Source organism: Adlercreutzia sp. ZJ242, assembly GCF_011038995.1.
Taxonomy (GTDB): Bacteria; Actinomycetota; Coriobacteriia; order Coriobacteriales; family Eggerthellaceae; genus CAAEEV01.
In genome coordinates this window covers 21,116-33,670 of sequence record NZ_JAAKEE010000001.1, presented here as the reverse complement: position 1 = coordinate 33,670, position 12,555 = coordinate 21,116, and the positions used below count along the sequence as shown (strand labels likewise).

Annotated in this window: 15 protein-coding genes and 1 pseudogene; 3 read left to right on the top strand and 13 right to left on the bottom strand. The window is 58.5% G+C overall.

Annotated elements, in window-relative coordinates; genetic code table 11:
* Nucleotides 1–104: 104 nt before the first annotated feature.
* The 7 genes from G7Y49_RS00160 to G7Y49_RS12150 form a co-directional block, all read right to left on the bottom strand.
* Nucleotides 105–1,610, bottom strand: coding sequence for a hypothetical protein (locus G7Y49_RS00160; RefSeq protein WP_206214483.1), 1,506 nt, complete (start codon nt 1,608–1,610; stop codon nt 105–107).
* A 649-nt stretch (nt 1,611–2,259) separates the two neighbouring features.
* Entirely contained in the window at nt 2,260–2,934 is a 675-nt protein-coding gene (locus G7Y49_RS00155) for a Fic family protein (protein WP_165170028.1), read from the bottom strand.
* A 453-nt stretch (nt 2,935–3,387) separates the two neighbouring features.
* Entirely contained in the window at nt 3,388–3,900 is a 513-nt protein-coding gene (locus G7Y49_RS00150) for a hypothetical protein (RefSeq protein WP_206214482.1), read from the bottom strand.
* 127 nt (nt 3,901–4,027) lie between these two features.
* Complete coding sequence (locus tag G7Y49_RS00145) at nt 4,028–4,318, bottom strand: nucleotidyl transferase AbiEii/AbiGii toxin family protein (protein WP_165170024.1); 291 nt, start codon at nt 4,316–4,318, stop codon at nt 4,028–4,030.
* The gene (locus G7Y49_RS00140; protein WP_165170022.1) at nt 4,315–5,103 is read right to left on the bottom strand and encodes a type IV toxin-antitoxin system AbiEi family antitoxin; all 789 of its coding nucleotides are present in this window, start codon (nt 5,101–5,103) and stop codon (nt 4,315–4,317) included. The genes G7Y49_RS00145 and G7Y49_RS00140 overlap by 4 nt, the downstream gene beginning before the upstream one ends.
* A 195-nt stretch (nt 5,104–5,298) precedes the next feature.
* Complete coding sequence (locus G7Y49_RS00135) at nt 5,299–5,922, bottom strand: SOS response-associated peptidase (protein WP_206214481.1); 624 nt, start codon at nt 5,920–5,922, stop codon at nt 5,299–5,301.
* Nucleotides 5,923–5,992: 70 nt separating this feature from the next.
* Nucleotides 5,993–6,175, bottom strand: coding sequence for a hypothetical protein (locus G7Y49_RS12150; protein ID WP_241157199.1), 183 nt, complete (start codon nt 6,173–6,175; stop codon nt 5,993–5,995).
* A 121-nt stretch (nt 6,176–6,296) separates the two neighbouring features.
* Here G7Y49_RS12150 and G7Y49_RS12145 point away from each other — a divergent pair, with 121 nt between their 5' ends.
* The gene (locus tag G7Y49_RS12145) at nt 6,297–6,464 is read left to right on the top strand and encodes a hypothetical protein (protein WP_241157198.1); all 168 of its coding nucleotides are present in this window, start codon (nt 6,297–6,299) and stop codon (nt 6,462–6,464) included.
* Nucleotides 6,465–7,023: 559 nt separating this feature from the next.
* Here the strand turns inward: G7Y49_RS12145 and G7Y49_RS00125 are convergent.
* The 6 genes from G7Y49_RS00125 to G7Y49_RS12020 form a co-directional block, all read right to left on the bottom strand.
* Nucleotides 7,024–7,422 (bottom strand): hypothetical protein, encoded by a 399-nt coding sequence (locus G7Y49_RS00125; protein WP_370519547.1) that lies wholly within the window; start codon nt 7,420–7,422, stop codon nt 7,024–7,026.
* Between the two features lie 105 nt (nt 7,423–7,527).
* Nucleotides 7,528–9,510: a hypothetical protein gene (locus G7Y49_RS00120; protein ID WP_165170018.1), complete on the bottom strand. Its 1,983-nt coding sequence runs from the start codon at nt 9,508–9,510 to the stop codon at nt 7,528–7,530.
* Nucleotides 9,511–9,583: 73 nt separating this feature from the next.
* Nucleotides 9,584–9,805 (bottom strand): hypothetical protein, encoded by a 222-nt coding sequence (locus G7Y49_RS12140; protein ID WP_241157197.1) that lies wholly within the window; start codon nt 9,803–9,805, stop codon nt 9,584–9,586.
* A 63-nt stretch (nt 9,806–9,868) separates the two neighbouring features.
* Nucleotides 9,869–10,411, bottom strand: coding sequence for a nucleotidyl transferase AbiEii/AbiGii toxin family protein (locus G7Y49_RS00115; RefSeq protein ID WP_241157196.1), 543 nt, complete (start codon nt 10,409–10,411; stop codon nt 9,869–9,871).
* Nucleotides 10,402–10,857 (bottom strand): hypothetical protein, encoded by a 456-nt coding sequence (locus tag G7Y49_RS00110; RefSeq protein WP_241157195.1) that lies wholly within the window; start codon nt 10,855–10,857, stop codon nt 10,402–10,404. Before G7Y49_RS00110 ends, G7Y49_RS00115 begins: the two co-directional genes overlap by 10 nt.
* A gap of 452 nt (nt 10,858–11,309) precedes the next feature.
* Nucleotides 11,310–11,561: a hypothetical protein gene (locus tag G7Y49_RS12020; protein ID WP_206214480.1), complete on the bottom strand. Its 252-nt coding sequence runs from the start codon at nt 11,559–11,561 to the stop codon at nt 11,310–11,312.
* 495 nt (nt 11,562–12,056) lie between these two features.
* Between G7Y49_RS12020 and G7Y49_RS00100 the strand changes: the two genes are divergently transcribed.
* Nucleotides 12,057–12,329, top strand: a complete 273-nt coding sequence (locus tag G7Y49_RS00100) for a hypothetical protein (RefSeq protein WP_165170016.1) — start codon at nt 12,057–12,059, stop codon at nt 12,327–12,329.
* Nucleotide 12,330: 1 nt separating this feature from the next.
* Nucleotides 12,331–12,549, top strand: a pseudogene (locus tag G7Y49_RS12425) (DUF1156 domain-containing protein); the annotation flags it as partial.
* Nucleotides 12,550–12,555 lie beyond the last annotated feature (6 nt).

Below are 12,555 nucleotides of genomic sequence, written 5' to 3'. Positions count from 1 at the left end.
GAAACTGCGATCACCGCAGAACTCTGCGCGAAACCCTGAGGGAAGACGTCGCTGGCAGCATGATTTCTGTTGATTTCGCGTTCGAAATCTTGACGCAGATCGCCCTATCGCGCTTCGACTTCCGCGATCATCTCATCGCGTGATTCGTTGATAGCGGCAATTATCTCTTCCCTATAAGCCTCTCGGTTCATCGCCTCGTCGGCTTTCACGAAAAGATAGTCCGTCAAAACCCCAACCGCTATGCCACCCGCAGTGCCAACACCGGGAGCAATCAGCGACCCAACACCCGCGCTCGCTGTCTTCAAAAGACCGCGCCTGGCAAGAGCGGTTGCCAGTTTGGATGAGATGTTTTTGAAAACGGGCTTCTCGAGAAGCTTGGCGGTAGATTTACCGGCGATCACACCTCCGACGGTGCCCGCACCAAAGCTCGCTAGCATGCGATCCTTGAATCCAAGCAGTTGACTTGTCGGCTCTGGCGGGGTGGTTAGGCTCTCTAGGTCCATTTCCCTCTTGTCTATAATCAGCCAATCGGGAATATCTGCAATCTCACATTCAGCAAGACTCGCTTTTAGATCTTCCTCGACATCGTTGACGCCCGACGAAAGCTCGTCAAGCTGCGATTGGATTGCCCCTGCGTCTATTCCTTCGTTGATGCGATTAGCAAGTTGCTCACGCATACCGTCCTCGATGGTTCCCGTGAAAACCTGAGCGAGCCTTTCGTAGTCTGCGGTGAGGCTATAGTACCAGTCGAGATAGGCGTCCACATTCGCGATCTGCTTATTGCACGTGTCATTAATCGAATCAATAATGGCCTCGTGCGACTTGCGAGTCAGATCATCGTATTTCGCTACTGCATCATCGTAGATTTGTTCTACAGCTTCAGGGTCGTAGTACTTGTCGTCTATGACCGCAACAACGACTCCCGCTTTGTCGCGAATAAGGCTCTCCGCGAAAGAGTATTCGCTGCTTTGCACTATGTACGCAGCCGACCCCTCCGCATAGAGAAACGCGGCAACTAGAACGATTGGCAGCGCACAGACAGCAGCGATATAGCTAGTCTTCGCCGAATACGAGACGTCTGGGTTTTTAGCTGACTCGATCGGAAGAAAAACGCGCTTAAGCTCGCTGGTCGGGATGAAGAAAATGGCAAGGATGCTAGAAAAGCCGATGAAACCGGCGGCTGCCACAAAGACCCTTGCGGCCAGATATCCTCCAAACGACACTTCTGCTGCCTTAGACAGGCCGAAATCGGTCATGCCATCCGCTAAGGCCCCTAGCTTCCCAGCCTCGGAAAGAAGAACCGATTGGGATTCGGACAAAGGACTGGACGAGCGCAGGAATGCATCCGTAGCGCTGAGGGGCGCGGTACTCGGTTCAAGAGCAGAGCAGATGAGATACCCCGCGCATAGCAGGCCGACTACTATCCAACTTGCGGTATTGGCAGTTATCGCCAATCGATAAGGCGCTTCATAACCGCTGCGCACAACTCGCCCCACAGCGAAGGCCAGAGGACAGAAAACCACGACGGCAAGGCATGCCATGATCCATACGAAAGTCTCCCATTTCGACATGGAGAACAATAGGCTGGCCATGAGGATGGAGGAGATCATGAACGAGACGATTAAGGGGATTTTTCTGCCCTGGTTTAGCCTTGATCTCCAACCCCCGTCTATGTAGGCATGTTGTTTGACCGTGCGCCTAACAATAACGTAATACGTAAACCCGATTGAGACGAAGGCACTTAGAGTCGCCCAGACAATAGCCAGTAAGAATGGATGCATCGCAGGAGCGATCTTCGTCAAGGAAAATAGGACAAACGTGAGAAGTATCGTTTTGGCGAAATAAGAAGGCCATACATAAGGATATTGACGAAGGAGCTTGACAGCTTGTCGTGCCCGACCATCCTCGCAATCTCTGTTTTCCGTGTCTCCAATCGGGATGTTGCTCGACTCGATCAAGTGCTCAGACACACCTCCTCGTATTTATTCCAGCCAATCACCTGGCCCATGGTCAATAAGAGCCCCGTGAAGAGTATCCCGTAAAGGTGCAGAGAGCATTATACCCCAACCCTATTAACCCCATTTTGCATACAGACACAAAGAAAGCGCCGGAGGTGGGTGTCTTGCGCACCGTTCGACCGCTTTGCTAACTACAACCACCAAGCAAATCAAAGCCAAGCAAAATAAGAAGATTGCGTTTTTCGAAGCTAAGGCCCTGAAGCCGATCGAGACCACGCGACGCTAGCACGAGATCGCCAAGCTAATCGAGATCAGAAAAGTACTCTATGCGGCGTCGCTCCTCTTCTGATAACCCTCGAAATATCTCCGCCAGCCCATCGGCATCGCCCCTTGCGAGAAGGTCCATGTACTCCGCCCGTCTCTCGAAGGGAATCACGATGGGAGGAAAGCCGTCCTTCATCAGCCCTTGGTTTATCAGAATGCGCCCAGTCCGACCGTTTCCATCCTCGAACGGGTGAATCCTTTCGAAGCGAATATGGAAGCGCGCTTCTCTTAGAAACGGGCTGGTTTCATCGTCATGGTTGTATTCGTAGACGAGCTGCATCATGAGCTGATTCACCTGATTGGCAGCTGGTGGAAGATGCTCGGCTCCGCGAATCAGCACTCCTGTTCGGCGATATCCATCCAGCTCGTTAATGTTTCTGTTCACATCATGGGCAATACGCTTGATCAGAGCCTCAGTAAGCTGACCGGTCCCCTCATTCATCGCGGTAGCCAGAGCATATTTATGGTTGATGGCCTCGTAGAGCTCTCGTGCCGTTGCCTTCACTTCCAGAGAATTGTCATTCCAGAGAATGGCATATGTCTCCGCATAGGACAGAGTGGAACCTTCGATGGCGTTCGAATGATAGGTGCTGCGCGTGACAAAGTCCTCGAAATAGTCTCGATGTTCACGCATGAACCGCAGAGTGTCCATGGCTTATTTCCATTCGATCGTCGCAGAATTTGTTTTTCATGCTACGCACATCGCTTCGTCCATCTCGTGTCGCTCAATCCTATGCGTGTTTTGATGTTACAGTATCGTTTTGAACTCACCTAAATCAACCGATGAGGCCACCTGACAAGGGAATTAATTCCAGATGCCGATGTCAGTTCTCTGAACTGGTATTTTACTACGCCCTCCCGACATCTGAGTTCACGGCCCAGAAGAAGAGCTTCCGTCTCCCGAAGATTTACTCCTCTGGAATAGTCCAGGAGTAAATTCCGCATAGCGGAGTAAATCACTGACCAGCGCAAACGCGAAACGCTGAGTTCGCGTTGAGTTCAGATTGAGCTCGCATTCTCGATTAACACGAAAGACATTCTTAAATGGTCCGGCAACAATGCCGACAATTTCTCGAGTTCGAACCGAAGACACATCGCAAGACGCTCACCTTGATCTACCTGCCGGATTCGGCCGATAGGTGAGTTCGCCCAGTCTATGATCCGCAGCATCCTCGGCGTCGAGCGACACCCGCCAGCGCGTTGCCCCCGTCAATAGAGGATTCCCCCGCCGAACCTTCCCCCGGGAAGCTCCTCCAGGAGCCTGATCGCCAGGACGCGGTCGCGGGGAGAGGATTTGAGCGAGCTGTTCTTCCTGCGAGTCGAGCTCGGCCAGGAACGCAAACCCGATGCGCACGCGATCGGAAAGCTCCTCCGGCTTGGGAATCGGCACGGCGAGCGCCCCGATGTCCTCCATGTCGAACTCCTTGGAGCCGCGGGGGCGCAGCCACCTTTCCGGGTCGAGCGCCGACTTCGCATGCGCCGGGCCCCAGGCCGCGTTGCCCGCATGAATGCCGTTCGAATCCGTCCAGACCTTGAGGACCGCGAGCCTCCTTACGAGGGCCTTGTCCAGCTCTCCCCAAAGCCGCCCCTGCGAGCAAACCCAGGCGAGGTCGTACATGTCGCGGGCGAGAAGTCGAGCTTCGTCGCCAGGGTGGGCTCGTCGACGAAGCCATTCGAGAACGTCACCGACCACTTGCCTCTGCGCTCCGTCACGCCGTAAAGGAACGGGCCGATCTCAAGCCCGTCTACCGACGCCGCGAACGAGAGTGCGACATCATCGCGATCCTGACCGACCTCGGTACTGCGAAGTCGAGGTCCAGCGAGAAACGGCCCTCGTTGCCCGCGTAGAGCTTGCGGATCGCCGTGCCGCCCTTGATGGCGACGCCGTCCAGCATCCCCCCGTCGTGGAGGTGACGCAGCAGCAGATCCTGGGCGATGTCGACGACCGCGGCCTCGCGTCCTTGCGCGCCGGCGTTCCTGGGCGTGTGGCGCGCTATGTGGCCGGGCTGGATGTTGATGTTATATTCTCCTGTCATAGAGCCCTCTTCATCTCGCGGGGGTCGAAGGGCAGGGTAGCGTCGGACACCTGCCACCTCTCGTCGTTCCTCTTCGCCGCACCTGCGCCGAACCGCGTCTTCGAGCGAGGAGGGATCCCCTCCATGATGGCGTCGGCGACGTCCGGCCGCATGCCCTGCAGGAGGTACCCGGTCCGGACGGCAGCCGCGCGCGGACGGCCTTCCAGCTCCTTGAGCATGGTCGCGGCATCCAGCTCGTACGCGACGTCGGGCAGCCATTCGGCCACCCCCTGCCACGACCTCACCGCGCTCGGGCGCTGAACCATGTGCACGACGATGCTCTCCGGAGCGAGCGCGGCGACCCCCTTCGCCGTGGCTGTCGGAACGTTCGGCCGGTACGTGCTGGCGCACACCCCTTCCGGAACCGATGCGGGGGCCTGCTCGAACGCCGCGTCGAGGACCGCCGGCGCCCTGTCGGCCAGCCCGAGGGCCCATGCGGCGGTCTGGGAGGCGAGGGCGAACCGTTCGTTCGCGCGGGCGGCGGCGAGCGCCTTGAGAGGGAGCAGGGGGTCCGCGCTCGAGTACGCGCCCGCGAGCTCTGCCGGCGCGAACTCCCACACGCCGCGCTGCGTCGTGGGCAAGAGCCACCCCCGCTCGCGTAGCCGGGAGGCGACAACCTTGGCGGGAGTGCGAATGCCGGCCCTCTCGCACAGCTCTGCAAGCTGGGATGTGGTCACGAGCTGGGGCCGTTCGAGTTCGAGCTCCTCGAGCACTCTGGAAAGCCCCTTCGGTATGGTTCGTGCCATAAGCCCTCCATCAGTAACCCATATAGATACCAATATAGCAGAAACAGCACGACGCTTGGGTAGTTTGCCAAAAAAAGCCTGCCTCTGCAAGAATACGCAAGCTCCAGCATTCTCCATACTGCGCCTGAAAGAAACTTCCCCCCGGCTCAGGAGCTGAACATGGCCCTTGGCCGAATGAGATCACCAATCGCGGCCTCAGGCCCACTCGACTTCGAGCCTTATAGGCGAGCGGTCGGCGAGCTGCCGGTAATCAGGCCCGAGCCAAAGCGGCAGCTCCTCCTGGCGCACGATGAGCGGCATGCGGTGGTGGATCGGCGCCATGTCGGCGTTCGCCTCGGTGGTCACCATGGAGAAGCTGCCGCCCCTCCAGGTGCAGCCGATGAGGATGACGTTTTGTCCCGGCACACGAAACTCGTACTGGCGCTTGACGGGCCTGCCGGTCTTCGGCGAGGGGTAGGTCTCCTCGCGATGCGTCTCGAAGAACGCTCTCACCGGGATGACGCAGCGGCGATGCTCCATGGAATCGCGCCAGGTGGGCTTTGCGGCGCTCTCGATGCGCGTGTTGAACACGACGCCGGGCTTCCATGGTTCCTCGAACCCCCATGAGAGCTCGCGGGCGGAAAGAGATTCGGAAGTGAGGGCGGGAGGCGCAAGCGACGTGTCAAACTCGGGGACGATGAGCGGAGCCGTCGACTTCGGGTAGGCCTGCAGTCTTCGGGCAGGCCAGTCCGGCTCGACGTTCACGGGCGAGTTTATCTCGATCTCCCGGATGACCTCGAGCACCTCGTCGAAGGTGAGTATGACGCATCTTCCGCACATGGCATACATGATACCAGCGCCGTCAACGGGAGCCGCCGACCCGATGCGGGCCGACGGCTCCCAGGGGTGCCTACCTGCGCGGCATGATGCGGGCGACGCCTTCCTGCACGTAGTTGTTGCAGTTCCAGGAGTAGTCGCCGTCGTGGTCGTAGCGCGCGACGTAGGGGACGCCGGCCATGTCGGATCCGTTGCGCACGCCATCGCCGAAGCCGACGACCGGGTACACCTTCCACGCTGACTCGTAGTCGCGCATGTACACGAGGTCTCCGACGCGGACGTCGGAGACGGGGACCTCGACGGAGTCGAGGAAGGAGCCGAGCCGAAGCTCGGGGGGGCATGGACTTATCGAAGATTCGCAGCATGTCGTCGAAGTCGTGTTCGTGCTGCTCGCGGGACGCGGGGAACTCGTGCCAGCCCGTGGCGTCGCAGTCGTCGCCGAGCTCCTCCTCGATGCGGCCGACGATCCTCCAACCGTCGATGACGTAGACGCCGTTGTCGCCCTGGTCGCCGAGCCGGTCGAACCGGTCGATGCCCACGCTTAAGGAGCCTCCGAAGAAGTTGCCCATGACCTGCGCCATCCGCGCCCATCCGTAGCTGTCCTGGCTCGGGGGACGGTATCCCTGGAGCTCGCAGCACTTGAGCAGCGGCTTCACCGTGTCGCGACCGCCGTTCCAGTGCAGGTAGAGCGCCAGATCCTTCTTCGGCGTTGTGATGACTGCCCGATTTCCCATTGTGAAGACCTCCTGATCGTCTCGGCGACGGCCCTTTGCTCATCGCCTCGTTGACAGACGGCCCGCGCGGGTTCCGCCAAGCTGCAAGGAAGAAGCACGTGTCTTCGCAAAGGGCGAAGGCCCGCAACCTGCGCAACGACGTGGATCAATAATTCCCGCTTGCGCGGGTTTTGTGCAGGACATGGGCGCCTTGCGGCGTGTGGCGGATTCCGTGCGAGAGTTGCCTGACTAGAGGCGTGACGAAGGGACTCGAACGTCTGGAGGTCTCCGGAACGGGCGGCAGGGCTTTCGAACAAGAAGAAGGCCAGGGCGCGCCCCGCAGGAAGAGGCTCGGCGGCCCAGGCCGGGCAAGACTTCGCTGCTGGGAGCCTCAAGGTGTGAGCCCGTCCGCCACGATCTCCTCTACGAACCAGCGCGGGTCCTCGCAGAAGAGCTGGATGATGCGCTCGCCGATGCGTATGGTGTAGCAGATGCCGTCCCCTCCGACCTTGCGCGACGATGAGCGCCGCACGTCCCTCACGTCGTCGATGGCGTAGGTCCTGCCGTCGTACCACTGGATCGACAAGGGCCGCACGCGCCCGTCCTCGTCCACGCGAGCGGTAACGCTGACGTAGCGCTTGGTTCTTCCCGAGATGCCCTGGACCATGGCCGGCGCCTGCCTGAGGAACCCGACCGGGTGCACGATGTTGTCCCGCTTGATGTCGAGGCCGCCCATCACCTCGTCGGTGAACTCGACGGCTCTGCGGACGCACTTGTGCCGAACCTTCACCAGACTACCTTTTTCCCGCAGCACAGAGGAAGACAGGGCTTGTGCGCTGATACTGGGCCGCCGCAAAGAGCGACAAACCTCTCGCGACGATACCCGCTCACTCAGTCACTCGACCGCAGAAGATACCAATCTCATGAGGGTTTCGAAAATGCTTTCGTCGTAATACTCCCAGTCGACGAAATCGTCCACGCCTCCTTTGCCAGTCGCGTCCATCAACTCCTCGTTGACCTTCAGAATGATTACGATCAGGACCGTTACTAACCTGTAGTAGTCGCCTTCGATTTCCGCGCTGCTAGGATCGATGATCGCACTGCTCGCATGATCGTACCTGTTTCTCAACCCCAGAGAGTTGCTGAAGGCGGCATCGTTAAGCATGAAGTTCAGGTAGGAGGCTTCGTCGGGGGCGAACAGGCTATCGCAGTAGCTGAGGACGTCTTGCTCCACAAGACCGTCTATCAGGTCAAGCGAGGCGGTGCTGTACCGCTTCAGGACGATGGCCCCTGCGTTCCACACCTTTCGGAGGCAGACCGCACGAGGGGTAGGCAGAAGAGTCCCCGTCTCAGCGTCTTCCTCGATAAAGTCGTTTCCGATGAGTCGATCTATAACTCCTCCATATATGTCCGCATAGTCCGCTCTAGAGACATTGCACGCGAGCATGTGATCAAAGAAACTCCGCAAATCGGCCCTGCCTCCCTTCGGATGAGAGAGCATTGATTGGTCGGAGAACAGATGCTGGGCCCATCGCTCGAAATCGTCCCCTGCAGTGGCATACTTCCTCTTTCTCATCGAAGGAACGTCCTCCATCCGCTTGATGGTTATAAAGGGGAAGAATGCGTCATCGACACGACCGTTCTCGGCAAATGAGACGTACGCTTTCAGCACGCGCTCCACCTCGGGGCCGATAGCCTTGCATTTATCGAGGTAACTCGATTCCGCAGACGGAAGCGCGACGCTGAATCCGTCGACACCATACTCTTCAACGAAGTATTCGTTGACAGCCCATTCCATAGCCGACTCAAGGCGGGTTCCCTGGCTGACGAGAAAATCGGCGTACATGCGGACCTCAAGATATGCAAGGTTTCGCCTCCGTCGAGACGCGAGGCCATCGCGGTACTCATCCAAAGCCCGAACGCCTATCACGGCCATGATTCCCGTCTCCTCATGGGAATGTGCAGCCATTTGTATAAGGCCCGATGAATCGACGAGGTCAAAGATATAGATTAGGTTGTTCATGACGGTCGCATGATCGACGAACCTCGCCAACCACGCGCCGCTAAATGTATGGGTGGAGTTGCGTCTGTCCCAAGTAATCCCCTTGCATGCGGTTTGATTCATGTCAATGCACACGCTCATATCCATACGTAGCCCTAAACCACCCCTGAACACTTCCTCCCGCATCGCCTCGCCTTTCCTGCGAGAGCGGACGCGGACATGCGCGGAGGGGTTATAGGCTGCGCAGGAGGACGAAGGCCAATTGGCCAAGACGTTGACGTAATTCGGATTCGGACGCTCACCCTCCAGATATTCGATCATGATGGAGTCCATGTCGTCATTAGTGAGCGATTCGGGAAGAAATATCCGACGATATGCGCTGTCATGCGCGCACGCGAAGCTACTGACGATTAGCTCAGCCGACAAACTGCATCTAGAGAGCATCACCTCTCGCAAAACGCCATCGAACATCGAGACCATACGCTTGTGTCTGAGAACGAGCCTCAAGCAAAACGCACTTTCCGCAAGTAACGCCCTCAAATCACCAGAATCGATGCGCTCACCCGCTCCCGATACCTCGACTAGATCCCAAAACTGCTCAAGATACTGCTGTTCTACCTCGTCGAACAGCTGCGCCACCCCAACGCTCTCGACCCGTGTATTCACATATCTGCACGCATCGGAGAACAGCGACCTGGCAGACTCTCGCATAAGGGAAACGGAATCCGGGTCAAGAAAAACCTGATTAGACTCGACGAAGAGCTTGCACTGGCACGCCTCAATAGCGTCGCTCACCGACCTTATGGCAAAGCAGCGAGAGCCGAGAAGCAGCTCCTCAACTCGATCCTTACACCATCCCGCAGTCATATCCGTCATGGGGTAGAATACGACCCTTTCCTCGTTGTATTCCTTCGTAGCAGTTTCCTTCCCTCATCGCCACCTTTGCGTCTTATGCGCCCGCGGCGTCGGTTCTCTCGATCAAGCCGTTGGCCCATTCGACAGCTTCGTCCACATTCTGCAGGACGTTAAGGCTCTCAGCTTGATTCGCGTACAGAGCGTTCCATCCCTCATTCGCCGTCACGACAGGCGGCCATTCCTGCAGCTTCCTGTACGAGAACAGTCTGACGCATATTCCCCTGGCTCTCGCCAGGTCGACAACCCCCTCGACCATGATTATTTGCAAATCGATCAAGTCGTGCGCCCGCTTACTGCCAGACTCGCTGGCGCCATGCAATTACTGGGCGACCTGGTATTCGAGCGGCATCAAGGGCACTGGAGCCGGTGCGGGTAGGCCTACCTGGTCGAACAGAGCCGCAACGTCATCCGCCAAGAAGCGCTCCGCCTTGTCGGCGTCGCCGATCTCGTCGTGGTCGACCTCCAACCGCACGGTCGCCCAGGGAACGCCGTTGTACGAGAGCTTCACATCGAAGGGCCTCATGACGCACCACTCCGACACATCGACGGGATGCGCGGGCGGCCGTGGGACGACGTGCCCGGCAAAGCCGTGCCACCCCGCTTCAAGCCTCTCCTCAAGCTCCGTCGCGAAGGCGTCTAGGTCGGCCGCCCTGGCGGCGTCGAGATCCGATGTGAATCTGGTGGAGGCACCCCTGAAGCGCAGCTTCAGCGCGCTTCCTCCCTTGACTACCCCGCTAGGCAGCATCTGCCCTACGATGGCGCTCGCCATCGTGGTGCGCGCTCGCACGAAGTCGGTCTGGCCAACCGCCCTGCGTATCGCGTTGTCCAAGTTTCTCCTGCTGTTGGGCACCTTCATCCGCACGTCCCCACTTCCTTGATGAGCTCGACCTCCTCGCGAGACGTGATGAGACCCTCGCCCCTCGCGCTGCGCACGGCGTCGGCGAGACGCTCCGGCAGCATGGTTCCAATGCAGGCCCTGATCGCGTCCGCCACCTTCTGGGACGGGATGGCGTCGTAGACCACGACGTCGTCTCCGCCCTGCCTTTGTATGACGCGCAGCTCCGCGGGCAGCTTCCTGCGGATTCGCCTTGGCGTGGCCACGAAGATCCTCGCCGGGTTGGTCGGAGCGAGCCCGTGCATAGCGATGACGGACTCCCCGTACAGATAGGCGTCGGAGCCGACGAGGGCCACGCTCACCGCGTAAGGGTCGTTCTCCTCGGGCATGCGCTGCGCGATCATGTAGACGCCTTGCCCCACGCGCTCGATCTTTCCCCGTCTGGCGTACTGGACCAGCTCGTTGTTTGTCACGCCCATCCCCCTTGCCTATTCAGAGGTGATGATCCCGTGGTTGTCGATAGCCGACTCGAATATGTCATCGTATTTCGTCATGTCAGTAGTATAACGAAAACATAATAGTATTGTCATAGCAACGCCCGGATCGTGCAACTATCCGTCACTTCGCTCTCCAGCTCAACGGTCCCGTCGCGCTCCCAACGCACGCACATACACACGTGCGCGTCCGCCATGCAAGAGATCAACAGGGACGGGTATGCACGTCAAGGAGTCATCGTGGACGGCGCAAATGTGCGCAGGTGCCGCCGTGACGCTGATCTTGGGGATCATGACCTCCTTGGCGTTGTGTCCCGCGCGCACCATGCGCCGACCGCTGTTCAGGTAGCCGGACACGGAGGCCCTCTGGTAGACCTCGTCGATGACGGACATGTAGTTGCCGCAAACGCGATGCTGTTTCCGGCCATGGCCTAGCCCTCCTTCTTCGTAACGTTGGAATTTTCGTCGGCCAGGCCCGCTACCTCGCGCCAGCGCTTGAGCGTCCTACCCTCGTCTGATACGACGTCCGCGTTGGGCAGCCCGGTCGTACCGGAGCCAACGGCGCCTTTGCCCTTGGCGTGCTTACCGGAAGCCTCGAAGAGCCAGGGCTCGGCTTTTTTCAGCTTGCCCACGGCGCCCCCGTGGTCGCCGAGAAGGGCGCGCGCCGCCTTCACATTGCGCACGCCCGCGAGCTACAGCGCAAAGTCGATGCGGTCGCTCTCGCCCTGCGCCTTGAGCTCGGCGATCTCGCCGCGAAGCGTATCGACCGTCTCGGCGCTCTTAGCTGCCTCGGCCACCCGGGCCTCAAGGGCCGCGATCCTCTCGTCGCGCTCAGCGATCTGCTTCTCCCAGTCGGGTGCCGCCGCACCGCGCCGTCTACCTGCAGCTGCCCCTGCGCTTCCTGCCGCTCTTGGTCCTGCTGCTGCGATGTGTTCTCCGCGCTCTGCGCACCATCCTGGCCGCCATTGTTCTCACCGTCCATGTTCACGCCTGCCTTTCGTCTCGTGGGGCGGCCAACATGAAGGCAGCCCACCAACCTGCAAAGAGGCTAGTGAGCTGTCACAAAGTGTGCTTTCGTTGCATCGTTCACAGTTTCAATCTGAACGGAATTACCGCGAGTGGCTGCTCTTGCGTGCTATACTGCTGAAAGCTTAAATATAAGCTTTCAGAGGAGCGTCATGCGCATAAGGATCACGAAATCAGCCAGACGTTTCGGCTATCTTATCTGGAATGGCAGACTTGACGAAGATATCAAGCGCTTAGTAGAAGGCAACAATGAGTTTGAAGTATCCATCAACAATATTTCGCTTGGGACAAAGAGAGTCGATTGGGGCTATCACCGTATCTACATTGGTACAAAAATAACTCAAGGCCTTGCCTCAGACCAAATCTATTGTCAACTTGTTTTTAGGAATGGCAGGCTAGATATCGCAACGGACGGAGGTTGCTAGCATGTTTTCTAGCCCAAAGATTGGGAATCTCTCAGCAGCTGCCACCAGGTTGATTGATCTGGGAATGCTTCACTATGAGTCATCGGTTGCTGGTTTCAATGAGCGCTATCACAGGGGGGAGACATCGCATACCATTCACGTCTGGTGGGCACGAAGACCTCATAGCGCAATGCGCTCAGTTGTATTTGCGTCTCTTTGCAAAAACTGCAGCACTAATGCGGCGGAG

Coding starts and splice junctions, on each gene's coding strand:
- G7Y49_RS00120 (WP_165170018.1), bottom strand. CDS start 9,510: ATGACGGATATGACTGCGGGATGGTGTAAGGATCGAGTTGAGGAGCTG.
- G7Y49_RS00140 (WP_165170022.1), bottom strand. CDS start 5,103: ATGGCACGAACCATACCGAAGGGGCTTTCCAGAGTGCTCGAGGAGCTC.
- G7Y49_RS00100 (WP_165170016.1), top strand. CDS start 12,057: ATGCGCATAAGGATCACGAAATCAGCCAGACGTTTCGGCTATCTTATC.
- G7Y49_RS00155 (WP_165170028.1), bottom strand. CDS start 2,934: ATGGACACTCTGCGGTTCATGCGTGAACATCGAGACTATTTCGAGGAC.
- G7Y49_RS00135 (WP_206214481.1), bottom strand. CDS start 5,922: ATGTGCGGAAGATGCGTCATACTCACCTTCGACGAGGTGCTCGAGGTC.
- G7Y49_RS00145 (WP_165170024.1), bottom strand. CDS start 4,318: ATGACAGGAGAATATAACATCAACATCCAGCCCGGCCACATAGCGCGC.
- G7Y49_RS12140 (WP_241157197.1), bottom strand. CDS start 9,805: ATGGTCGAGGGGGTTGTCGACCTGGCGAGAGCCAGGGGAATATGCGTC.
- G7Y49_RS00150 (WP_206214482.1), bottom strand. CDS start 3,900: ATGTACGACCTCGCCTGGGTTTGCTCGCAGGGGCGGCTTTGGGGAGAG.
- G7Y49_RS00160 (WP_206214483.1), bottom strand. CDS start 1,610: ATGATCTCCTCCATCCTCATGGCCAGCCTATTGTTCTCCATGTCGAAA.
- G7Y49_RS12150 (WP_241157199.1), bottom strand. CDS start 6,175: ATGCGCGACTACGAGTCAGCGTGGAAGGTGTACCCGGTCGTCGGCTTC.